Raw genomic sequence first — 22,138 nt, forward strand, 5'->3', positions numbered from 1 at the left:
TTAACGACGACCTTCAGCAATAGCGGTTACGGCCTGCAGTTCTGCGGCTTCCTGCTCTTGCTGCTCCTGGCGCTCACGCACGTCGAGGATCTGGTTGTTGATCAGACCTTCTTCGATTTCGCGAAGTGCAATAACGGTGGTTTTATCGTTTTCTTCCGGTACCAGCGGATCTTTACCGCCTACCTGCATCTGACGAGCGCGACGCGCGGCGACCAGCACCAGGTCAAAACGGTTACCAATTTTCTCTACAGCGTCCTGAACAGTTACGCGTGCCATACTTAAAATGCTCCACAGGTGAAGAAATGACTGGGCATGATACTGAAAGTGGGTTCAGTCTGCCAACAGTTTGGTGATTAATGCGTCATGTCGCTGCTTCTGGCGGCTCATACGCAGACGTTCTGCACGAAGAATGGTTTTGAGATCGCTCAGTGCGGCATCAAAATCATCATTCACAATAAGGTAATCATATTCCGCGTAATGGCTCATTTCTGCAACAGCCTGTTCCATACGCTTTGCGATCACTTCTTCGCTGTCCTGACCGCGGCCACGCAGGCGGCGATCCAGCTCATCTTTCGATGGCGGTAAAATAAAGATACTGCGCGAATCAGGCATTTTCTTACGAATTTGCTGTGCGCCCTGCCAGTCGATATCCAGGAACACATTCACGCCCGTGGCCAGAACCTGCTCAATGGTTTCACGCGAGGTACCGTAGTAATTACCAAATACTTCAGCGTGTTCAAGAAACGCGTCTCTGCCGATCATCGCTCTGAATTCGTCGTGATCCACAAAGAAATAGTGTTCACCGTGCACTTCACCCGGACGCGGCGCTCGCGTGGTGTGAGAAACAGAAACCTGTGTGTCGTACAACGGTTGGGTTTTTAACAGTGCCTGAATAAGGCTGGATTTACCCGCGCCACTAGGGGCAGAAACAATATAAAGCGTGCCTTGAGCCATGAGAGTCTTTTGTATGTGTTAACGAAGAAGTCCTACATACGGGCTTATTATACACGTCACCGCCGTGTGACGTAGCCTTTGTCACACTTTTTCCCCTGGATTATTGAATTTTGCGTGCCGTTTTCAGGTTTTATCTGTGGTTTTCAGCAACCAAAAGAAACACCGGATAGCGTCTCGCATTGTGAAACGTTGCCGTTAGCGTTGTTTCAGGCATCCGGGTATATCTCCTGCAATGAAAAGGAGGGGTAGCGATGTGGCGATGGATAAGCGGGTTAATGCTGTTGTGGTGTGGCTATGGCGCGGCGGTGTGTCCGGTGTGGTCGCAGGCAAAAGCAGAAAAAGAGATGGCGTCGTTAAGCGCCCAAATCAAAGGCTGGGATGAGGCTTACTGGAAGCAGGGCGTGAGCGAGATCAGCGACGAGGCTTACGACCAGCTTCACGGGCGGTTAACGCAGTGGCAGCGCTGTTTTGGCAGTGAGCCTTCAGAAGAGAAACTCCCGGCGCTGACGGGAAGCGTAAAACATCCCGTTGCCCACACGGGTGTGCATAAGGTGACCAGCAAAGAGGAGTTGAGACAGTGGATGCGTGTCCGACAGCATCTGTGGCTGCAGCCCAAAGTTGACGGTGTGGCGGTGACGCTGGTCTATCGCAACGGAAAGTTAACCCAGGCCATCAGTCGCGGTGATGGCCTCAAAGGGGAAGACTGGACCGGGAAGGTACGTTTAATCCCGTCTGTTCCGCAAAATCTCACCGGCGCGCTGGCGAATAGCGTCTTGCAGGGCGAGCTTTACTGGCTACGCGACAACCACATTCAGAGCCAGTTGGGCGGAATGAACGCTCGCGCAAAGGTGGCGGGGGCGATGATGCGGCAAAAGGATAACTCGCTATTGAGCAAGATCGGCGTATTCATCTGGGCCTGGCCGGACGGACCGAAAGATATGCGTACATCTTTAGCAGAACTGTCTCAGGCCGGTTTTACGCTGTCGGCACGGTATACGCTACCCGCCGAATCTGTCGATGCCGTCGAGAAGCAGCGCGCGGCCTGGCACGTGACCGCATTACCCTTTGCCACGGATGGCATTGTGGTGCGTTCGGAAGATGAACCTGCGGGCGAAGAGTGGTTACCGGGAGAAGGCATCTGGGTTGTCGCGTGGAAATATCCTCCCGCAGCCCAGGTCGCTGAGGTGAGCGATATTCATTTTTCCGTGGGGCGCACGGGCAAAATTTCCGTTGTAGCAGCGCTGGAACCCGTGCAACTGGATGATAAACAGGTGCAGCGGGTGAGTCTGGGCTCGGTTGGGCGCTGGCAGAGTCTGGATATTGCTCCGGGGGATCAGATACAGATCAGCCTGGCCGGGCAGGGTATCCCCCGGTTTGATAAGGTGCTCTGGCGCGGAACGGACAGACATAAACCAGAGCCTCCGGCCTCACGCTATCATGCTCTTAGCTGTTTCTATGCTTCGCCGGAGTGTATGGAGCAGTTCTTTGCCCGGCTAACCTGGCTCAGTTCAAAGCAGGTACTTGATATTGAAGGAGTAGGCGAGTCAGCCTGGCGGGCCATCTGGCAGGCGCATCATTTTGAACATCTCTTTTCATGGCTGTTATTAACGCAGGCGCAGCTGCAGGCTACACCGGGGTTTTCCTCAGCACGCGGGCTGGCGCTCTGGCACCGATTTAATCTGGTGCGCGAGAAGCCGTTTATCCGCTGGCTCATGGCAATGGGTGTGCCATTGACCCAGGCTTCGCTGAAGGCGATGGGAGACATATCGTGGCAGAAGATGAGCGGGCGCAACGCTAAGGACTGGCAGACCCTGCCGGGAACAGGAGAGGAGAAAGCGCGACAAATCGTTAACTGGATTCACGCGCCTCAGATTGATGTGCTGGCGAAATGGCTCGCTGAACAGCACATCAACGGGTTCTGAAGCTAGTGGGCGCTGTGTTTGTAATGAAAAACGGGCAGCCCGAGCTTCAGACGCAGCGCCAGCATGCGGGCCGTAAAGCCAAACAGCAGCGTTGAGATGACCACCACGTCATGGTTTGAAACGTAATGCTGCAGGGCGATATAGAGCACCGCTGCCGCAAAGGAGATGCCGGCATACAGCTCTTTTTGAAAGACCAGGGGGATGCGTTTGCAGAACATATCGCGCAGCACACCGCCGAATACGCCCGTGACCACGGCAGCAATGGTGGCGATAACCGGTCCTTCCCCCATATCGAGCGCGATTTGCGCACCGATTATCGAAAAGACGATCAGCCCCAGCGCATCAAGCACCAGGAACAGGCGGCGAAGATGGGGCATAACGGGCGCCACGATGGTGGTTAACACGGCGGCCGTCGCAACAATAATCACATACTCAGGGTGTTTAACCCAGCCGAGCGGGTAATGGCCAAGCAGGATATCGCGCACGGAACCGCCGCCCAGTGCGGTCGCGGTAGCAATAATGATTACGCCGAAGGTATCCATACGGCGACGTCCGGCGGCAAGCGCGCCGGTCATGGCTTCTGCGGTGATGCCAATGAGATAAAGGATGTGAAGCAGCATATACCCTCCGGTGTGAACGCGGGGGAGGTTAGCGATTTGTGCGCAAGATCACGATTGAGATTTTCTAAGGCGAGTCAGTTTGCCCTAAAAATTTTTATCAAGCTATATTGAGCAGGCTTGATGAAAGGCGGTAAAGCGACAAAATGGGCGTTGAGATGGATTAGAAATAGTAATGGGTGGTGCATTCGACACCACCCGAAAGGCATTACTCGATGTTCTGGATCTGCTCGCGCATCTGTTCAATCAGCACTTTCAGCTCAATCGCTGAATTCGTCACTTCTGCATTGATCGACTTAGACGCCAGGGTGTTCGACTCGCGGTTGAACTCCTGCATCATAAAGTCCAGACGGCGGCCCACAGCTTCTTTTTTCTTCAGAATGTTGTAGGTTTCTTTAACGTGCGCTTCCAGACGGTCCAGCTCTTCAGCGACATCGATACGCTGCGCCATCAGCACCAGTTCTTGTTCCAGACGGGTGTTTTCCAGCTGAACTTCCGCTTCTTCCAGTTTGGCGACAAGGCGCTCGCGCTGCCATTGCAGCACTTCTGGCATATGGGTGCGGACTTTCGCTACTTCGGTGCTCACGCCTTCAAGACGCTGCTCAATCATCGCTTTCAGCGCCTGGCCTTCGGTTTCGCGGGCAATGATAAAGTCGTCCAGCGTGCCGTCGAGAGCTGCCAGGATTTCAGCGGCAATGGCGTCCAGATCCTGCTCACCGGCGGCCATGACGCCAGGCCAGCGCAGAATATCAACCGGGTTGATTTCGCCTTCATCGCTCTGCATTTTGACCCAGTTCGCCGCATTCACGAGCTGTTTTGCCAGTTTTTCGTTGAGGATGAGCTCGCCCTGTGCGCTCGCATCAGGCTCAAAGCGCAGGTTACATTCCACTTTTCCGCGCGTCAGACGCGTACGGATACGTTCACGTACGACAGGCTCAAGGCTGCGGAACTGCTCCGGCATACGGAAATACGTTTCCAGGTAACGCTGGTTTACCGAGCGCATTTCCCATGTGGCGCTACCCCAGCTACCCTTGATTTCACGCCGGGCGTAGGCGGTCATACTGCGGATCATAGACATTCCCGTTTTTAAAGGAGAGATGGGGGGATTATAGCTTTCGGGGGCTTCTCAGGATAGGAATAAGCGTCCTTTATCCGTATAATGCGCAGCCACATTCGTTTCAAGCCGGAGAATCCATCATGCGTCCATCAGGTCGTAGCGCCAACCAGGTGCGTCCCGTCACCCTGACCCGTAACTATACAAAACACGCTGAAGGCTCCGTGCTGGTTGAGTTTGGTGACACTAAAGTGCTGTGCACCGCCTCCATCGAAGAAGGCGTTCCGCGCTTCCTGAAAGGTCAGGGCCAGGGGTGGATCACCGCAGAATACGGCATGCTGCCGCGTGCGACCCATACCCGTAATGCCCGTGAAGCGGCAAAGGGTAAGCAGGGCGGTCGTACCATGGAGATTCAACGTCTGATCGCGCGTGCGCTGCGCGCCGCCGTTGACCTGAAAATCCTCGGCGAATTCACCATCACGCTGGACTGCGACGTGATTCAGGCTGACGGCGGTACGCGTACCGCGTCCATTACCGGTGCCTGCGTAGCGCTGGCCGATGCCCTGAACAAGCTGGTTGCTGCCGGTAAGCTGAAAACCAACCCAATGAAAGGCATGGTTGCGGCGGTTTCTGTCGGTATCGTTAACAGCGAAGCGCTTTGCGATCTGGAATACGTTGAAGATTCCGCAGCCGAAACCGACATGAACGTGGTGATGACCGAAGACGGTCGCATCATTGAGGTGCAGGGCACGGCGGAAGGCGAGCCGTTCACCCACGAAGAGCTTCTCTCCCTGCTGGCGTTGGCCCGAGGGGGAATCGAATCCATTGTAACGACGCAGAAAGCGGCGTTAGAAAATTGATTTTAAAGGCGACCAATGAGTCGCCTTTTTTTTGCCTGTAAGACAGAAAAACCAAAGGAGCAAATCCATGAAATCGTATCAGCGCCAGTTTATTGAGTTTGCGCTTAACAAGCAGGTACTTAAGTTTGGCGAATTTACGCTGAAATCCGGGCGTAAGAGTCCCTATTTCTTCAACGCCGGGCTGTTTAATACCGGGCGCGATCTGGCACTGTTAGGCCGTTTCTATGCCGAAGCGCTGGTGGATTCCGGGATTGATTTTGACCTGCTGTTTGGCCCGGCCTATAAAGGCATTCCGATTGCGACCACCACCGCGGTGGCGCTGGCGGAACACCATGACCGCGACGTGCCGTACTGCTTTAACCGCAAAGAAGCTAAAACCCATGGTGAAGGCGGGAATCTGGTCGGCAGCGCGCTGCAGGGCCGCGTCATGCTGGTCGATGACGTGATTACCGCGGGTACGGCGATCCGCGAATCAATGGAGATTATCCAGGCCAACGGTGCGACGCTTGCTGGCGTGCTGATTTCTCTGGATCGTCAGGAGCGTGGTCGCGGTGAAATTTCCGCTATTCAGGAAGTCGAACGCGATTACAGCTGCAAAGTGACGTCGATTATCACCCTGAAAGACCTGATTGCGTATCTGGAAGAGAAGCCTGAGATGGCGGACCATCTGGCGGCGGTACGTGCATACCGGGAAGAGTTCGGGGTGTAATTAAATTGCCCGGTGGCGCTACGCTTACCGGGCTTACGGATTACTGCAACTGAGCAGCCACTAACGGCCAGCGGGCGTCAAAATCGTCCGTTGGACGGTATTTGAATTCGCTACGCACAAAGCGGGAGAGCATCCCTTCACAAAACGCCAGAATCTGGCTCGCCAGCAGCGTTTCATCAATGGTGTAACCTTCGCCTTCACGCATTTTCTTTTCGCGTAGTACCTGGCGCAGCTGCGCTTCAATACGCTCGAAAAGCTGGTTAATGCGGCCCTGCAGTCTGTCCTGTTCAAACATCAGCGCGTGGCCGGTGAGAATACGGGTTAAGCCCGGATTGCGTTCACCAAAGCCCAGGATTAACAGCACAATCAGACGCAGACGTGCGGTGGTGTCTTTTTCGTCTTTCAGAATCAGGTTGATGCGCGTGATCAGGCTGTCTTCAATAAACTCGATCAGGCTGTCGAACATTCGGGTCTTGCTCGGGAAATGACGGTACAGCGCCGCCTCAGACACGCCTACAGAGGCGGCCAGTTTAGCGGTGGTGATGCGTTGACTGCCATCGCTGGATTCAAGCATCAGAGCCAGAGATTGAAGTATTTCTTCGCGACGATTCCTTTTCGCGGTTTGTTTTTCTGCCATGTTACAAAATACCCCTGAAAATAAGCACTTGCCAGGCTGGCATCCACACAGCGACCGCAAACGGGCGTTTGCGGTTTGTTATTGCATTATGACGCTGTGAGATACGTGTCTTTCGGGCCGTTATTTGCGCCCGGAATGGCCGAAGCCGCCTTCGCCACGGTCGGTGGCGTCAAAGTCTGCCACCAGGTTAAATTCTGCCTGCACCACCGGTACAAAGACCATCTGGGCGATACGCTCGCCAGGTTCAATGGTGAAGCTGTCCTGACCGCGGTTCCAGACGGAGACCATCAGCTGACCCTGGTAGTCGGAGTCGATCAGGCCGACCAGGTTACCCAGCACAACGCCGTGCTTATGGCCCAGACCAGAACGCGGCAGGATCACTGCTGCCAGAGACGGGTCAGCAATGTGAATCGCCAGGCCAGTTGGAACCAGGGTAGTGGCACCCGGAGCCAGTTCTACGGCGTCATCGAGACAGGCGCGCAGGTCAAGACCGGCAGAGCCGGAGGTGGCATAGGTTGGCAGCGGGAATTGCTCGCCAACACGCGGGTCCAGAATCTTAACGTCGATTTTTTTCATCATAACGGGTAACGATCTCGTCCAGTAATTGTTGGCCCAGGAGTTCCTTGCGCTCAAGCGGTAAGACTTTATCTCCATCCTGCCAGAAAAGGTGCAGTGCGTTGCTGTCGCTGTTAAATCCTTGTGTGGCCAGCGATACGTCGTTCGCGCAAATCAAATCGAGGTTTTTGCGGGTACGTTTTTGCCGGGCATATTCTTCCACATTATTCGTTTCTGCGGCAAACCCAACAACGTATGGACGATGGCTTTTTAGTGCGGCGACGCCGGCAACAATGTCCGGGTTTTTCACCATTTTTAGTGTTAATTCATCGCCTTGCTTTTTAATTTTAGCCTCGGCGATCGTCTCGGCACGATAGTCTGCGACGGCCGCACAGCCGATAAAAATCTGCTGGCTTTGCGCATGTGCCTGCACGGCGGCTTCCATCTCCAGCGCGGTGGTCACGTCAATTCGCTTCACAAACGCAGGGGTAGGCAGCGATACCGGGCCGCTCACCAGCGTGACGTTCGCGCCACGCCTTGCGGCGGCGGCGGCAATCGCAAAGCCCATTTTGCCGGAGCTGTGGTTGGTGATGTAGCGCACCGGATCCAGCGGCTCGCGCGTGGGGCCCGCGGTAATCATGATGTTGAGATGTTGCAGATCGTTGACAGGCGAAAAATGGGCTGCGGCCATATCAACAATCGTCAGCGGGTCAAGCATGCGGCCCGGGCCAACGTCGCCGCAGGCCTGGCTGCCGCTGTCCGGACCCCAGATAAGCAGGCCGCGTGAGGCCAGCGTCTCAAGATTATGCTGGGTGGCCGCGTTACGGTACATCTGCTGGTTCATGGCAGGAACGACGGCAACAGGCGCAGGGGTGGCCAGACAAATGGTGGAGACCAGGTCGTTTGCCATACCGGCCGCAACCCGAGCGATTAAATCAGCCGTGGCGGGAGCGAGGATAACCAGGTCTGCCCATTTTCCCAGCTCAATATGGCCCATCGCGGCTTCGGCGGCCGGATCGAGCAGGCTGTCAGATACCGGGTATCCTGAAACGGCCTGCAGGCTCAGGGGAGTGATAAAGGCTTTACCGCCTTCGGTTATCGCGACCCGCACGTCAGCTCCGCGCTCGCGCAGACGACGCACCAGCTCCGGCGCTTTATAAGCAGCAATGCCGCCGCTCACGCCAAGAACGATTTTTTTACCGGCCAGGCTCATCATGATTCTTTCCTGTTGGGTTTCACCAGAGAGCGGGCATTTTATCACAATCCCCAAAGCGGGGTGATTTTGTCCTTCGACCACTTTGCGAGGCGCTACGCAAGAACGCAATGTGGCCGTCGAGCGACGGATTGGCCTGTGGCAGCATGGGGTTAAAAAGGGGAGAAAGAGCATGGAAGAAGAGGATGAGGAGCTGCTGCCGCGCGAAAAACTGCTGCGCTATGGCGTTAGCCTGTTAAAAGACGATGAACTGCTGGCGCTCTTTTTACGTACCGGAACGCCCGGAAAAACGGTATTTACGCTGGCAAAAGAGCTGATCGCACATTTCGGTTCGCTGTACGGTTTATTGACCGCCGATATGGCGCAGTTTAAGCACGTTGAGGGAATTGGCGTGGCGAAATATGCCCAGCTGAGGGGCATTGCTGAACTTGCCCGCCGTTTTTACAATGTCCGCATGGAGAAGGAAGATCCGATCCTGACGCCTGAAATGACGCGCGAATTCCTGCAAAGCCAGTTAACCGATATCGAACGCGAGATCTTTATGGTGATCTTTGTCGATAACAGAAATCGGGTGCTGAAACATAGCTGTCTCTTTGCGGGCACATTGAGTCACGTTGAGGTGCATCCGCGTGAAATTGTGCGGGAAGCGATAAAAGTGAATGCAGCGGGCGTGATCCTCGCGCATAATCACCCCTCTGGCTGTGCAGAACCGAGCAGAGCGGACAAAGAAATCACCGAACGCATTATCAAATGCTGTCAATTCATGGACATTCGTGTGCTGGACCATCTGATAATTGGCCGCGGTGAGTACATTTCTTTCGCAGAACATGGCTGGATTTAGGCTATTTCTCGCGATCCATCGGGATCTTTGTCTGTTCGGGACTTGAGCACACCGCCGAGTCAGCGTATACTACGCCACCTTTGAGAATCTCGGGTTTGGCATTTGGGCCTGGCAATCGAGAGTTCACTTAGAACTATGCGATGACCGGGCTGTAAAGCCTGACGAGGCGCCGATACCCCATACGAAGCTCGAGCTAATTTGATTTTTGGAGAATAGACATGTCCCGAGTCTGCCAAGTTACTGGCAAGCGTCCGGTGACCGGTAACAACCGTTCCCACGCACTGAACGCGACTAAACGCCGTTTCCTGCCGAACCTGCACTCTCACCGTTTCTGGGTTGAGAGCGAGAAGCGTTTTGTCACCCTGCGCGTATCTGCTAAAGGTATGCGTGTAATCGATAAGAAAGGCATCGATACAGTTCTGTCCGAACTGCGTGCCCGTGGCGAAAAGTACTAAGTACTTAAAGAGGAAATAAATCATGGCTAAAGGTATTCGCGAGAAAATCAAGCTGGTTTCTTCTGCTGGTACAGGTCACTTCTACACCACCACGAAGAACAAACGTACTAAGCCGGAAAAACTGGAACTGAAAAAATTCGATCCAGTTGTACGCCAGCACGTACTGTACAAAGAAGCTAAAATCAAATAATTTTAGTCTCCTTGTATCGAAAAACCCCGCAACTGCGGGGTTTTTTGCATTCTGTATCTCAACGGAGGAACTATGCCTGAATTACCTGAGGTAGAAACCAGCCGTCGCGGCATTGAGCCCCATCTGGTCGGCGCGACGATTCTTCACGCGGTGGTCCGCAATGGACGTCTGCGCTGGCCGGTGTCCGATGAGATCCATGCCCTGAGCGATAAACCCGTCCTTAGCGTACAGCGTCGCGCGAAATACCTGCTGCTGGAACTGCCCGACGGCTGGATTATTATCCACCTGGGAATGTCCGGGAGCCTGCGCATTCTTACCGAAGAACTGCCTGCGGAAAAGCACGACCACGTCGATCTGGTGATGAACAACGGCAAAGTGCTCCGTTACACCGACCCACGGCGCTTTGGCGCGTGGCTGTGGACGAAGGAGCTGGAAGGGCATAACGTGCTGGCGCATCTGGGCCCGGAGCCGCTCTCAGACGCGTTTAACGCGGAATACCTCAAGGCGAAGTGTGCGAAGAAGAAAAGCCCGATTAAGCCCTGGCTGATGGATAACAAGCTGGTGGTCGGCGTGGGGAATATCTACGCCAGCGAATCGCTGTTTGCGGCGGGGATCCATCCCGATCGGCTGGCCTCTTCGCTGTCGGCGCAGGAGTGCGAGCTGCTGGTCCGGGTGATTAAAGCCGTATTACTTCGCTCGATTGAGCAGGGCGGGACAACGTTGAAGGACTTCCTGCAAAGTGACGGCAAGCCGGGCTATTTTGCCCAGGAGCTGCAGGTGTATGGCCGTAAAGGCGAACCGTGCAGAGTCTGCGGCACGCCAGTGATTGCCACGAAGCACGCCCAGCGCGCCACGTTCTACTGCCGTCAGTGCCAGAAATAAGGCTACTTTAGCTTTTCCATCAATGCATGGTGGACGTTAGTCGGCAGGAAATGGGTGACATCGCCGTGATGACGCGCCACCTCTTTTACCAGCGTGGAAGAGATAAACGACCACTCTTTGGAGGGCATCAGGAACACGCTCTCCAGCTCCGGCATCAGGTGGCGGTTCATGTGCGCCAGCTGCATCTCATACTCGAAGTCTGCCACCGCGCGTAAACCACGGATCAGAATATTGGCCTGCTGAGCGCGGGCGAAGTTTGCCATCAGGTCGCTAAACCCGACCACCTCAACATTCGGCAGATGCGAAATGGCATCGGTGGCGAGCTGTACGCGCTCGTTGAGATCAAACATCGGCTTTTTGCTGGGGCTGGCGGCAATGGCCAGGATCACCTTGTCGAACATGCACGCCGCACGGGTGATGATATCAAGATGACCGTTGGTGATCGGATCGAAGGTACCCGGATAAATCGCTTTTGTGCTCATGGCTCACGTTTTCTCTGAGTAGCCGCGGCAGAGCGCCCACAGCTCGGTGTATTTGTTGAAAGTATACTGGGCATTCACAACCGCGAGTAACCAGCCCTGCTTGCCGTCCAGGACGCCACCACGCAGCAGCAGCGTTTTCAGGAACGCGCCCAGCGTGTGGGTGAAGATACCCGTCAGCGAGGCCTTCTTGCCGCGCTGGTGACGCTCCTGAGCCCATGCGGTGGCATAGTTGAGCTGTTTACGCTGGAAGCTCGCGAAATCACGGCAGGTCAGGTGCAGCAAATCGCCCGTCAGGGGAATCACCTGGGCGCTATCGCAGCTCAGGGATTCATGCACCAGATTGCCGTTGTACTGATATCGCTCGCGCTCGTAGAGGCGCATCACGCGGTCAGGATACCAGCCGCTGTGGCGCATAAAACGGCCAAGGAAGTAGTTGCGGCGGGCAATGCTGTATACGGCGCCTGGCTGGGGCGAGGAAATCACCGCCTGAATGGCCTGCTGAAGCTCAGGCGTGATGCGTTCGTCGGTGTCGAGCATCAGGACATAATCACCTGTGGCATAGCCCTGCGCGCGCTGGCGCTGGATGCCATAGCCTTGCCAGTCAGCGTCGATAAAGACTTTTGCGCCCGCTGCCCGGGCAACGTTCACCGTGTTGTCCGTACTTCCAGAGTCAAGAATGACTATTTCGTCAGCCCAGGCAACCGACGCCAGGCAATCCGGAAGCAGGTCGGCGGCGTTTTTGGCGATCATGACGACCGACAGACGCGTTGACATTAGTGGCTCCGCTGGGGCAGATAAGGTTGCAGAAGCTGCAGCAGTCGGGTCAGCGCGCCCTGGTTCTGGTGCAGCACTTCGACGGCATGACGCCCGTACCACAGGCGATAATCTTCGTCAGTCAGAAGGGTCGATACCTCTTTGACCACCGAATCCGCATCGGTCACGGTAATTAAACCATCGGCCTGCTGTAGTTTCGCGCAGATATCTTTGAAGTTAAACGTGTGCGGCCCCATCAGCACCGGAATAGCGTGGGCTGCCGGCTCCAGCGGGTTATGACCGCCGCGTTCGACCAGGCTGCCACCGACAAACGCGAGGTCAGCGATTCCGTACAGCAGCATCAGCTCGCCCATCGTATCGCCAATCACCACCTGGGTGCTGCCGGAAGGAATTTCACCGCTGCTGCGCAGCGTGAAGCTGAAGCCGCCTTTCTGCACCATTTCACGGGCATCTTTAAAACGCTCCGGATGGCGAGGCACGAGGATCAGCAGTAAATCAGGGAATTTTTCCAGCAGCTTGCGGTGAGCCTGCAGAATGATCTCTTCTTCGCCATCATGAGTACTGGTGGCAATCCAGACCTGACGACGCGGGGCCCACTGGCGACGCAGCGTGATCGCACGGGCGGCGAGCTCAGGGGTAACGGAAATATCAAATTTCAGGCTGCCCGTTACCGCAAGCTGGTTGCGTTTCAGGCCCAGCGCGATAAAGCGTGCCGCATCCTCTTCGTTCTGCGCGGCAATCAGCGTAATTTTGCTCAGCAGGCGGCGCATAAACTTACCCAGCTTGCCGTAACCTTTCGCCGAGCGCTCTGAAAGGCGGGCGTTGGCAATGACCAGCGGGATTTTACGGGCATGCAGGGCGGAAATCATATTCGGCCACAGTTCGGTTTCCATCACGATCACCAGCTTCGGGCGAACGGTATTCAGGAAACGATTCATGGCGCAGGGCAGATCGTAAGGCAGATAGACGTGCTGCACGTCTTTACCGAAAGCGGATAACGCGCGCTCCGAGCCGGTTGGCGTCATCGTCGTGACGGTGATTGGCAGTGAAGGGTAGCGGTGACGCAGGGCGCGAACCAGCGGGATCGCCGCCAGCGTTTCACCGACAGAAACGGAATGCAGCAAGATACCGTCCGGTACGACTTTATTGCGGCAGAAGCCATAGCGTTCAGCCCAGCGTTTACGATACGCAGGCGCTTTCCGGCTACGAAGCAACAGTCTCAGCCACACCAGTGGCTGAATGATGTAGAGCAGAGCGGTATACAACAATTCCAAGCGATTATCCGTTTTTTTAGTTTCGGCGGGCAAATTCTAAGCATTTAGGCCAGGTAAAGCTATCTCTTATGCCAGATACCGTTTCAAACGGAAATAACGTCGACCCAGCCGCCAGCGCAGACGCGGACTTTTTGCACTTTTCCAGATGAGTTTCCAGATGCCTGTTTCGAAGAACTCTTTAATAATCATTGATTTCTTCTTCTCATCCTTCATGTTGTCGAAGGTGTGAATAATGCCCAGCCCCTCTTTGGCAATTTGCCAGTGGCAGGCAGGGATCCCTTTCACTTTATCCGGGTAGCGCTGATTGATGGCGTCGAGCATCTGCAAGATTTTCATGTAGTGACGCGCGGAGCGAATCAGCGTGTCGTCATTGTCCGGCATATGGGACACCGATGCAGAGTGAATGTAGTAGTCGTAATAACGTTCACTGGTGTACTGAACCCGCTCTGCCGCGAGCAGCACTTCGGTGGTCCACGGAATATCCTGATGGCGCAGGCCGGGTTCGAAATGGAAATTGTGTTTACGGATAAAGTCGTGGCGATAGATGTTCAGCCAGGTGACGTGAAGGAATTTACGAGAGTCCAGCGCCATTTTTAACCACGCAGGGCCAGCCATGACCCCAGTCGAAGCCAGTTTGTCTTCAGGGAAGATCGGGCGCGAGGGTTTCTTGTTATTCTCCCAGACGTAGTTCCCGTTACAGGTGGCGACATCCAGATCCTGCGTGACGGCCATATCCAGCAGGTGTTGGTACATGCCGGGTTTAAAGACATCATCAATATCCGGGAAAGAAAGATATTGACCCGTCGCAACGGCCAGACCGGTGTTACGCGCGATGGATACGCCCTGGTTTTGCTGTTCTATGACCTGCAGCTGCGGCAGTTTTTCTCGCCAGTTTTCGACGATCTCCATCGAGCGGTCAGTAGAGCCGTCATTGACAATGATGACTTCCATGCTGTCGATGCGTTGATTGACAAGGCAGGTAAAGAACTGATCCAGGAAAGCTTCACCGTTATAAACGGCAACCACCACGCTTAACAATGGGGCTGAATTTTGCATAAGAAACCTGATTATTTTTGATTATCGACCAGAGCAATATATTGCTGGCAAATGGCATTGATACCGAACGACGCGATGGTTGTATCGCCAACGACCGGTGGGGCGGTATAAATATCCGCCAGCGTTTTTGCCAGTGACTCGTCATTTAACTCTGCCAGCCCGCGCGCTAAAGCGCCGGTGAGGATTTCGGCAGGGCCTCCGGGGCAATTTGTACTGACCGGTGGCGTCTGGCAGATAATGGCTTCGACCAGCACATTACCAAAACCTTCGCAGTCAGAACTTAACACTAAAAGGCGTGCCCCTTTAATCCAGGGATAGGGATTGGACTCGAACGGGCGGAAAACCGTTTTGTTTTCAATACCCAGCTCGGCAGCAAGCTGCTTGAGTTTTTGAATTTGAGCGTCAGAACCATTGCCCATCATGACCAGCGTTGTGTCAATTTTACTCAGGGCGAACGCACGTAAGAGTCGGTCGTGGCGTTTGTGCTCATGGAAGCGGCCAACATGAATAATGTAATCCTTTCCCTGCATCTCGAAGGGCGCATCCGCCAGACGCTGAATTTCAGGAATATCGAAAGGATTATGGATAACCGCTTTGCGTCGAAGATTGAGCGCCAGCGTCTCGGAAAGATCTGTCAACACGGCGCCTGAGACGGCGACAACGTTGCGGTTTTCGTAGGTATGACGAATTTTAAGATGTTTAAACCAGCGCGAAAGTCCGCTGCGATGGCGAAGATAGGAAAACGAGAACATGCCGTGCACGCAGAACCAGACTTTGTCACGTTCCAGCGCGCGGCAGTGCGACACAATGCGGTCTGTTTTGTGCAGGTGAGAGAACACCACATCAAATTTGCCGCTGCGCTCAGCTTGCTCAATCGCCTGATCCAGCAGTTGGGCGCGGCGTGGGATTTCCGTCAGCTTTCGCCACGGTTTTTTACATGTGTCCTGAACAACCTGATAATCGATGCCGTCCGGGATGGCGTAGTCGCACACTTTCCGCAGAGAGAATAGAGAGACCTGATGTCCCATTTCTATTAATCCACGGGAGAGCGTAAGAACCGTTTTTTCAGCTCCTCCACCGGGTAAACCATCAATAATCATTAGGATGCGCATTTTTAATCCAGTAATTTTTGATAAAGCGTAATAAGCTGACTTGATAGTTTTTCGGGAGTGGCGTCTTTTACACGTTCACGTGCCGCTCGTCCCATATTGTTATTTTTTTCCAGTGAAGGAATGGCGGCTACCGCTTCCTTCAGTGTACTGATATCAAGTGCGTCACAATAAAATCCGTTCTGGCCTTGTTGAATAAACTCTGCACCACCGCAACTCTCTGAAGTAATGACGGGCAAGCCGCAGGCCATCGCTTCAAGAATGACGTTAGGAAAGGGATCATACAGCGTTGGCAACAGTAAACCATCGGATAGCTGATAAAAAGGCAGAGTTTCTTTTTGCACCCCCAGGAAACGGATTTGCCCCTCGCAGCCTAACGAACGGGCGAGGTCGCGATAACGACGCTCTGCTTTATCTTGCCCAACCACAATCAGCCAGGCTGATGTTCCAGCGATAGCGCGTATGGCGCTGGCTAATCCTTTTCGTTCAAACCCTGAGCCAACAAAACAGAGCACAACGGTATCGGCTGGCAAACCAAATTGCTGGCGCAGCATCGCACGCTGTGCCTCCTGGGCCGGAACGAAGCGGCTGGAATCAATAGAATTATAAATCACATGAATTTTATTTGCGTCAATATCAAAGTCTTCAACGATTTCGCGTTTGATCATCTCCGCATTACAGATTACGGCTTTCAGCTCGGGCGCCTGATACATTTCCCGTTCCGCACGCATCACGTAGCGGTGATAGCGGTCATACATCAGCATTTGCGCACGCCAGGCAGGTAAAATGCGCGCGCGCTGAAGCAGCCAGCGACGATGCACCCCATCACCCGCGCGATAGATATCACAACCCGGGATGCGCTCATGGCTTTGAACAATATCAAACTGCTGTTGCTGCCACAGCGCGCGCGCGGCCTGTGCAAATCCGCGCTCTCGACTGATGCGGCCCCATTTTTGAGGGTTGCAAATATGGATATGCCAGTCGTCTTGCTTCTCTCCCTGCCACTCACGCGTGATGACGTTGAGCTCAAGGTTCTGATTGCTCAGCGCGGTGAGAGCGCGCGAAACGAAGCGTTCCGCTCCGCCATCAGGGCGATACTTTTGTCGAACAATGGCCAGACGATGGTGTTTCATGACAGATATCTCCTTGCGGCGGAGACGACAGCATCAACGGGAATGGCGTCGAGATAGCGTTCTTTCGTTTTGGTATCAATGGCATCCGGATCGGGTAAAGGGCCGTAATCGCCGGCCCAGATGACTTCACCGTTGACTTGCCATGGAGACCAAAACGTGAGTTTAGAAGGACCAAACAGCGCCACGCAGGGTGTTTGCAGCGCGGCGGCCATATGCATTGGAACGGAGTCAACGCCGATAAAAAGACGCGCATGATCGATGAGTGAGGCCAGCTGGCGCAACGTTAGCTGGCCCGCCAGCGAGACGACTCCCGTCTTCGGCGAGGCGGCGAGAATGCGATCGATCATCGCCAGCTCTTTTTTATCCGGCCCCGCGGTGAGCACAACCGTATGACCATCCTGCTGCAGTGCAGTAATGGTTTGCGCCATTTTGTCTTCGCTCCAGCATTTAAAGAACCAGCGGGACGTCGGCTGGATCACGATATAGCTGTCGCCCACGGCCGTCTGCGTCAGCTTTTGGCGGGCATGATGCCAGTCTTCTGCGGTGTAAGCCATGGTGACGGCAGGCTGCGGCGCGACCGGTAATGGCGCCAGAATGGAAAGATTCTGTTCGACCGTATGCAGGGATTTGTGGCCGTCGACAGAGACCAGATCGGTGTGACAAAAACGCCAGAATGCACTGTTGCGTTTGTTAAACGCGAATCCGAGGCGAACGGGTGCACCGGTGAAACGGGTGACGATCGCGCTACGCCATTGATCGGCCAAGTTAATCACCAGATGATAATGCTGATTTCTTAACGCACGCAGCAACTGCCACTCTTTTTGAAGATGCTTGAGCGTGCCAAGCTGTTTCCATTTACGATCGATTCCATAAATTGTACCGATCGCCGGATGCGCGGCGAGCATATCGCGCGTTTCTTCATACAGCAGGACATCAATCTGCGCCTGCGGCCATTTTTGACGTAGCGAATCAATGACGGGAGTGGTCAGCAACATGTCGCCATGATGGCGGAGTTTGATAAGTAAAATGCGCAAATCAGGTGTGTCAGGTAAGTTATTCATCATCATCTTATCGGCGTTGTACTGATGGCAATTCTAATAGACCTGATAGCGACTTGCACTCTTTCTCCATAATCTCAGTAATTTCCCTGGAAGGGTTTACTCATGCTTTGGAGAGTGCGTAACATAGCGCTAACTTTCCTGTCTTGCGGACTCATTATGAACAAACCAGCGTTTATCATCACAATTGATACTGAGGGCGATAATCTCTGGCAAAATCACCGCGTCATTAAAACGGAAAATGCGCGTTATCTGGCGCGTTTCCAGGCGCTTTGTGAGCGTTTCGGCTTTAAGCCCGTGTGGCTGACCAATTACGAGATGGCGATCGAGCCCGTTTTCATCGAATTCGCCAGGGACGCGATCGCCCGCGGTCAGGGGGAGGTGGGAATGCACCTTCACGCATGGAATAGCCCGCCGGAACACGATCTCACGGGCGATGACTGGCGATGGCAGCCTTATCTGGTTGAATTTTCGGATGAGGTGATGCGCGAAAAAGTGCTATTCATGACCCGCCTGCTGGAAGAGACCTTCCAGACCAAAATGTTAAGCCACCGTGCCGGACGTTGGGCATTTGACAGTCGCTACGCAAAATTGCTCGTTGAACTGGGCTACCAGGTGGATTGCTCCGTGACGCCACGCGTGAACTGGCGCAATGCGAAAGGCGCCCCACAGGGTAATGGCGGAACGGATTATCAGCATTTCCCCGACCACGCCTATTTCATGGATTTAGACAATATTTCCCGGGCAGGCCATAGCCCATTACTCGAAGTGCCGATGAGCATTCAGTATAAACACCCGGCGTGGTTGAACACGATCAAACAGGGTTACGACAGGCTTCGCGGTAAATACCGCTCTCCCTCTGTGAACTGGCTAAGACCGTCCGGTGGGAATGCGGAGCAAATGATTCAGGTCGCACAGCAATGCCTGTCGCAGGGAAGTGAGTACGTGGAGTTTATGCTTCATTCGTCGGAATTTATGCCTGGCGGAAGCCCAACGTTTAAAGATGAGGCGGCGATTGAAGGGTTGTATCAGGATTTAGAAACGCTCTTTAGCTGGTTATCCGATAAGACGGTAGGGATGACGCTGGCGGAGTTTTATCAGTACAAGAAAAAATAATGCCCGCCAGGCGGGCATTATCATTAGCGTTGCCTGGTTTGCGAAAAAGGGGTACTCAGCGCAAATACGGTGACAAAGAAGATTAAAGCTTCAGAACTCAACAGTATGACGTCAGTCAGGCCATAGAGTAATAAAAGAAGCATGGTCGTTAGCAGCAGGCCATTTCTGTTTTTAAGGGCGTAAACGATCATCGATATATAGAAAAACACTAAAATCGCCAGCCCTGGGATCCCCTGCAGAGAATATTTCTCAATAAACTCATTGTGCAGATGCACCCTGATAAACTCGAGGGCAGCCGCGAGGTGTGGGTGCCCATTTTTCACATATTGCTGTGTCCATATTTCGCGGTCTTCAACTGACTGCCCTAAAGGATGGGCAAGACCGTTTTGAATACCAACACTCCACATAGAGAAACGTGCGCCGAGCGAGGTTGCATCATTACCTTTTTGATAACTTTCAACTTCAGCTTGTGTTTGTTGTAGCTTGGGTAGGATTAATGGTTTGTAGCTAACGATAACAATACCCGCCACAATACATAAGAAAATCAGCGTAGATTTAAGGTGTATTCTTCTGAAGTGATAAAGCGTGAGTACAATCGCCAGGAGTAGATATAACCCCATTGCGGCACGGGTGCCCGTTAGAAGAATGACGAAATAAGATATTAAGATGATGAGTCCTGCGGCTACATACAGTTTGATATTTTTCTGTAGATAAAGGCTGTATACAAACGCCAGTGACAATACAGAATAAACATAGGCCGACACGGTCGCACGGTTTATGGCCATCTCGATACGCCCCATACCCTGTGAAGCCTGCCATAAGCCATAGCCAGTGGCGAGTATAAACCCTGCACCAGAGGCGTATAAAAAATATTTCTGGAAGGATGCTCTATCAATATAAGACTTAAACCGGTCAAGGTAAAAAATGAGAATACTTGCCAGAATTAATTTTTTACTTGCACCGAGATAATCGCTATAAACGTTCAGACCTTCGCTATGATATTCATACACCAGATACCAGCCAAGATTAAGCAGGCCAATCAATAAAATCGGCAATGCGATAGAAAAAGGACGCATTGTGATTTTTTTATATTCGCACGCTAAGCCGATAATGCTGGCATAAATCGCAATATAGAAAACCTCTCGCTGCTTACCTGAACTCAGCAGCGCCAGCGCAAGCGAAATAAGGCTCAAAATCAGCGTCAGCTGATAAAGCCGCAGTTTTACTTTTTCCATAATGCCTCAATGACCCTTTTTTTGTAGCTGAAACGTACATCTCTGGTAAAGAAGAAAGAGAGAGAATAAAGTGCATTGACCCGCTGTTTAACCAGTTTGAGTTGCAGGTCAGTCAGATGCTGCCGGTGGTTTCTGTAGATATCAAACCAGTGACAATTAACAAGATGCTTAAAAGAACGAGGGAATGTTTCTTCCATTTGCAATGTGCAATCAACCAGCGTAGCGATTTTACTGGCGTCGAGACGGCTCGACAAACTGTCGTTACGTTTGATGTAATAATAGTGCCCCTGACGCTGATAGACTATTTTACGCGATTGCATCAGCATGCCGGGAAACACGGCGAAATCTTCATAACAAATCATCGAAGGAATCGGGTTATTCACATACAATTCCCGATGAATGAATTGCCCGATGAGATGTGCCTGAAAATCTTTGTGCTGCAGGAACCGCTTTATTGCCTCATGTTGTGACAAAGCAACAGGAGAGAACCCCTGCCAGTCGGCTGTCATTTTTTTGGTGTCGCGAATTTCCAGCAGGCGCGTCAGGAGCATATCAGGGCGCTCTGATTTGAGAAACGCCACCGCGTCCCTGATGCTGCCCGGTTTCATCCGGTCATCGCTATCCAGCATGGTAATGTATTCACCTGTGGCCAGCGAGAGGGCACTGTTTCGAACATGGCCTACGTTACGGTACTCGACGTATCGGGATTGCGCATTCGGAAGCATTGGCAGCCACGCTTCAATAATATCCTGCGTTGAGTCGTTTGAACTGTCGTTAAAGATAATGATCTCTACATCATCCCCCGCACCCTCAATCGCGTTTTGCAGGCTTTCTAGCGTAGTGTGAAGCGTATCTTTGGCGTTATGCGCGGCAATAATGATGCTTAGAAAAGCCATAATAATTAGTTTCCCTGAGCATCAAAGGAGTATGCGTCTGTATTAATTGTGGGTAACTCGCAAATGAAGAGTTTGAGTTCACGTAGCGCTTCGTCTGTTACAGCGAAGAGTTCTTCCCGGCTCTGTGAGAAGTAATATCGTGTTTCAAAAACATATGAGCAAATGTTGTCATCATTACCAATCAGCAATACGTTGCCCAGCGGACGCTGTTCATAGTGGCAACAAGGCCCGAACAGTAAGATTACCGGCACGCCGACCGCATCGGCAATGTAGACATTCCCCGAGTCAGACGCGATATAGCAATCCATTTTAGAAATGGCCCACGGCAGCTCTTCAAGCGAGATTTTGCCAATCAGGTTAATAAAGTTGGGCAGTTCACCATAAGCGCGGGTGATGTCGTCCATCCACGATTGTTCATTCGGGGCGCCAAACACATAAAATTCGCAGGGCAGGTCGGCGAGACGATCGGAAATTTGCTTCCAGATGACCGGCGGAACGGTTTTCGCTTTATTTCCCGCGGCTACGCTGATGCCAATGCGGATCACGCCGGGTTTATCGAGGATTGCCGGATAGGTCGCAGGTTTGAAAAGTGGCTTTGTGGCGTGCTTTGGCGAGTCTTGCCAGGTTAAGGTGCGATCGGCCAGTTTGAGATAGTTCGTGACTGAAAGAGTCTTCTTACCGTGTTCAACAGTACCGTCTGCCGTTGCATAGAAAATACCGTGATACCATCTGCGCGTGTAAGTGCTTAAAAACTGTTTGTTTTTAGCGTTACACACGGAGGCGAAAAAGAGGTTCACGCTGTTGGGTTGCAGGAGATAGACATTGTCATAGCGGTTCATGATCCGGCAGGCAAAGACCAGCTTTCGCCACAGGTTACGCTTATGCTGCTCGATAAAAAAAATCTCATCGATCGTCTCATCATGCTTCGCCAGCGCACCTACGCTACGACTGATGAGCACGTCGCTTTTTTGCAGGTATGCCAGAAGGGGCGTTGCATTAACAAAATCGCCGATTTTTGCTGTCTGAATGACCAGGTTTTTACCTGTCTCTTTGCGGAACAGCTTCCGGATAAGCTTCACCGGAAAGAGTAAAATCAGCAGAAATACGTAACTCATG

At 53.1% G+C, this 22,138-nt stretch carries 25 protein-coding genes; 8 read left to right on the plus strand and 17 right to left on the minus strand.

What is annotated here, in order from left to right; genetic code table 11:
• On the minus strand, positions 1–276 hold the full coding sequence (gene rpoZ, locus HCH49_RS18725) for a DNA-directed RNA polymerase subunit omega (protein ID WP_000135058.1): 276 nt from the start codon (positions 274–276) through the stop codon (positions 1–3).
• A 54-nt stretch (positions 277–330) separates the two neighbouring features.
• Positions 331–954, minus strand: coding sequence for a guanylate kinase (gene gmk / locus HCH49_RS18730; protein ID WP_010426438.1), 624 nt, complete (start codon positions 952–954; stop codon positions 331–333).
• A gap of 251 nt (positions 955–1,205) precedes the next feature.
• Between gmk and ligB the strand changes: the two genes are divergently transcribed.
• Positions 1,206–2,876 (plus strand): NAD-dependent DNA ligase LigB, encoded by a 1,671-nt coding sequence (gene ligB, locus HCH49_RS18735; RefSeq protein WP_221703216.1) that lies wholly within the window; start codon positions 1,206–1,208, stop codon positions 2,874–2,876.
• Positions 2,877–2,878: 2 nt separating this feature from the next.
• Here ligB and HCH49_RS18740 read toward each other — a convergent pair whose 3' ends face one another.
• Positions 2,879–3,496, minus strand: a complete 618-nt coding sequence (locus tag HCH49_RS18740) for a trimeric intracellular cation channel family protein (RefSeq protein WP_023334014.1) — start codon at positions 3,494–3,496, stop codon at positions 2,879–2,881.
• Positions 3,497–3,701: 205 nt separating this feature from the next.
• Positions 3,702–4,565, minus strand: coding sequence for a YicC/YloC family endoribonuclease (locus HCH49_RS18745; protein ID WP_048975620.1), 864 nt, complete (start codon positions 4,563–4,565; stop codon positions 3,702–3,704).
• 125 nt (positions 4,566–4,690) lie between these two features.
• Here HCH49_RS18745 and rph point away from each other — a divergent pair, with 125 nt between their 5' ends.
• Entirely contained in the window at positions 4,691–5,407 is a 717-nt protein-coding gene (rph, locus tag HCH49_RS18750; protein ID WP_221703217.1) for a ribonuclease PH, read from the plus strand.
• 67 nt (positions 5,408–5,474) lie between these two features.
• Entirely contained in the window at positions 5,475–6,116 is a 642-nt protein-coding gene (gene pyrE, locus HCH49_RS18755; RefSeq protein WP_010426430.1) for an orotate phosphoribosyltransferase, read from the plus strand.
• A gap of 40 nt (positions 6,117–6,156) precedes the next feature.
• Here pyrE and slmA read toward each other — a convergent pair whose 3' ends face one another.
• The 3 genes from slmA to coaBC form a co-directional block, all read right to left on the minus strand.
• Entirely contained in the window at positions 6,157–6,753 is a 597-nt protein-coding gene (slmA, locus tag HCH49_RS18760) for a nucleoid occlusion factor SlmA (protein WP_010426428.1), read from the minus strand.
• Positions 6,754–6,873: 120 nt separating this feature from the next.
• Positions 6,874–7,332: a dUTP diphosphatase gene (gene dut / locus HCH49_RS18765; protein WP_008502691.1), complete on the minus strand. Its 459-nt coding sequence runs from the start codon at positions 7,330–7,332 to the stop codon at positions 6,874–6,876.
• Positions 7,310–8,521: a bifunctional phosphopantothenoylcysteine decarboxylase/phosphopantothenate--cysteine ligase CoaBC gene (gene coaBC / locus HCH49_RS18770; protein WP_087823747.1), complete on the minus strand. Its 1,212-nt coding sequence runs from the start codon at positions 8,519–8,521 to the stop codon at positions 7,310–7,312. Before coaBC ends, dut begins: the two co-directional genes overlap by 23 nt.
• Before the next feature lie 172 nt (positions 8,522–8,693).
• Here coaBC and radC point away from each other — a divergent pair, with 172 nt between their 5' ends.
• The 4 genes from radC to mutM all read left to right on the plus strand — a co-directional run bounded on the left by radC (position 8,694) and on the right by mutM (position 10,889).
• Positions 8,694–9,362, plus strand: a complete 669-nt coding sequence (gene radC, locus HCH49_RS18775) for a RadC family protein (protein ID WP_047059700.1) — start codon at positions 8,694–8,696, stop codon at positions 9,360–9,362.
• Between the two features lie 218 nt (positions 9,363–9,580).
• Positions 9,581–9,817, plus strand: coding sequence for a 50S ribosomal protein L28 (gene rpmB, locus HCH49_RS18780; protein WP_002436699.1), 237 nt, complete (start codon positions 9,581–9,583; stop codon positions 9,815–9,817).
• 22 nt (positions 9,818–9,839) lie between these two features.
• Positions 9,840–10,007 carry a 50S ribosomal protein L33 gene (gene rpmG, locus HCH49_RS18785; protein WP_003024094.1) on the plus strand — a complete coding sequence of 56 codons (168 nt, stop codon included), beginning with the start codon at positions 9,840–9,842 and terminating at the stop codon, positions 10,005–10,007.
• A 72-nt stretch (positions 10,008–10,079) separates the two neighbouring features.
• Complete coding sequence (gene mutM / locus HCH49_RS18790; protein WP_064673817.1) at positions 10,080–10,889, plus strand: bifunctional DNA-formamidopyrimidine glycosylase/DNA-(apurinic or apyrimidinic site) lyase; 810 nt, start codon at positions 10,080–10,082, stop codon at positions 10,887–10,889.
• 2 nt (positions 10,890–10,891) lie between these two features.
• On the opposite strand, the gene coaD is transcribed toward mutM, so the two are convergent.
• From coaD to rfaQ, 7 genes are all read right to left on the minus strand, one after another.
• A complete protein-coding gene (coaD, locus tag HCH49_RS18795; protein ID WP_063408583.1) occupies positions 10,892–11,371 on the minus strand; it encodes a pantetheine-phosphate adenylyltransferase in 480 nt (159 codons plus the stop codon).
• A 3-nt stretch (positions 11,372–11,374) separates the two neighbouring features.
• Positions 11,375–12,145: a glycosyltransferase family 2 protein gene (locus HCH49_RS18800; protein WP_196355147.1), complete on the minus strand. Its 771-nt coding sequence runs from the start codon at positions 12,143–12,145 to the stop codon at positions 11,375–11,377.
• Positions 12,145–13,419, minus strand: a complete 1,275-nt coding sequence (gene waaA / locus HCH49_RS18805; RefSeq protein WP_032661923.1) for a lipid IV(A) 3-deoxy-D-manno-octulosonic acid transferase — start codon at positions 13,417–13,419, stop codon at positions 12,145–12,147. The genes HCH49_RS18800 and waaA overlap by 1 nt, the downstream gene beginning before the upstream one ends.
• Before the next feature lie 66 nt (positions 13,420–13,485).
• A complete protein-coding gene (locus tag HCH49_RS18810) occupies positions 13,486–14,475 on the minus strand; it encodes a glycosyltransferase (protein WP_045887675.1) in 990 nt (329 codons plus the stop codon).
• Between the two features lie 11 nt (positions 14,476–14,486).
• Positions 14,487–15,587 carry a glycosyltransferase gene (locus tag HCH49_RS18815; RefSeq protein WP_069303472.1) on the minus strand — a complete coding sequence of 367 codons (1,101 nt, stop codon included), beginning with the start codon at positions 15,585–15,587 and terminating at the stop codon, positions 14,487–14,489.
• 2 nt (positions 15,588–15,589) lie between these two features.
• Positions 15,590–16,717 carry a glycosyltransferase family 4 protein gene (locus HCH49_RS18820; RefSeq protein ID WP_221703219.1) on the minus strand — a complete coding sequence of 376 codons (1,128 nt, stop codon included), beginning with the start codon at positions 16,715–16,717 and terminating at the stop codon, positions 15,590–15,592.
• Positions 16,714–17,784, minus strand: a complete 1,071-nt coding sequence (rfaQ, locus tag HCH49_RS18825; protein ID WP_072196584.1) for a putative lipopolysaccharide heptosyltransferase III — start codon at positions 17,782–17,784, stop codon at positions 16,714–16,716. Before rfaQ ends, HCH49_RS18820 begins: the two co-directional genes overlap by 4 nt.
• 150 nt (positions 17,785–17,934) lie before the next feature.
• On the opposite strand from rfaQ, the gene HCH49_RS18830 reads away from it, so the two are divergent.
• Entirely contained in the window at positions 17,935–18,891 is a 957-nt protein-coding gene (locus HCH49_RS18830; protein WP_221703221.1) for a polysaccharide deacetylase family protein, read from the plus strand.
• A gap of 23 nt (positions 18,892–18,914) precedes the next feature.
• Here HCH49_RS18830 and HCH49_RS18835 read toward each other — a convergent pair whose 3' ends face one another.
• Genes HCH49_RS18835 through HCH49_RS18845 form a run of 3 tightly spaced genes read right to left on the minus strand, consistent with a single transcriptional unit; the run spans position 18,915 to position 22,137 of the window.
• Positions 18,915–20,126 carry an O-antigen ligase gene (locus tag HCH49_RS18835; protein ID WP_221703223.1) on the minus strand — a complete coding sequence of 404 codons (1,212 nt, stop codon included), beginning with the start codon at positions 20,124–20,126 and terminating at the stop codon, positions 18,915–18,917.
• Positions 20,114–21,022, minus strand: a complete 909-nt coding sequence (locus HCH49_RS18840) for a glycosyltransferase family 2 protein (protein WP_221703224.1) — start codon at positions 21,020–21,022, stop codon at positions 20,114–20,116. Before HCH49_RS18840 ends, HCH49_RS18835 begins: the two co-directional genes overlap by 13 nt.
• A gap of 5 nt (positions 21,023–21,027) precedes the next feature.
• A complete protein-coding gene (locus tag HCH49_RS18845; protein WP_221703225.1) occupies positions 21,028–22,137 on the minus strand; it encodes a glycosyltransferase family 9 protein in 1,110 nt (369 codons plus the stop codon).
• Between the last annotated feature and the right edge of the window lies 1 nt (position 22,138).

The sequence above is a fragment of the Enterobacter sp. Y17 genome, from assembly GCF_019730495.1.
GTDB classification, from domain to species: domain Bacteria; phylum Pseudomonadota; class Gammaproteobacteria; order Enterobacterales; family Enterobacteriaceae; genus Enterobacter; species Enterobacter asburiae_B.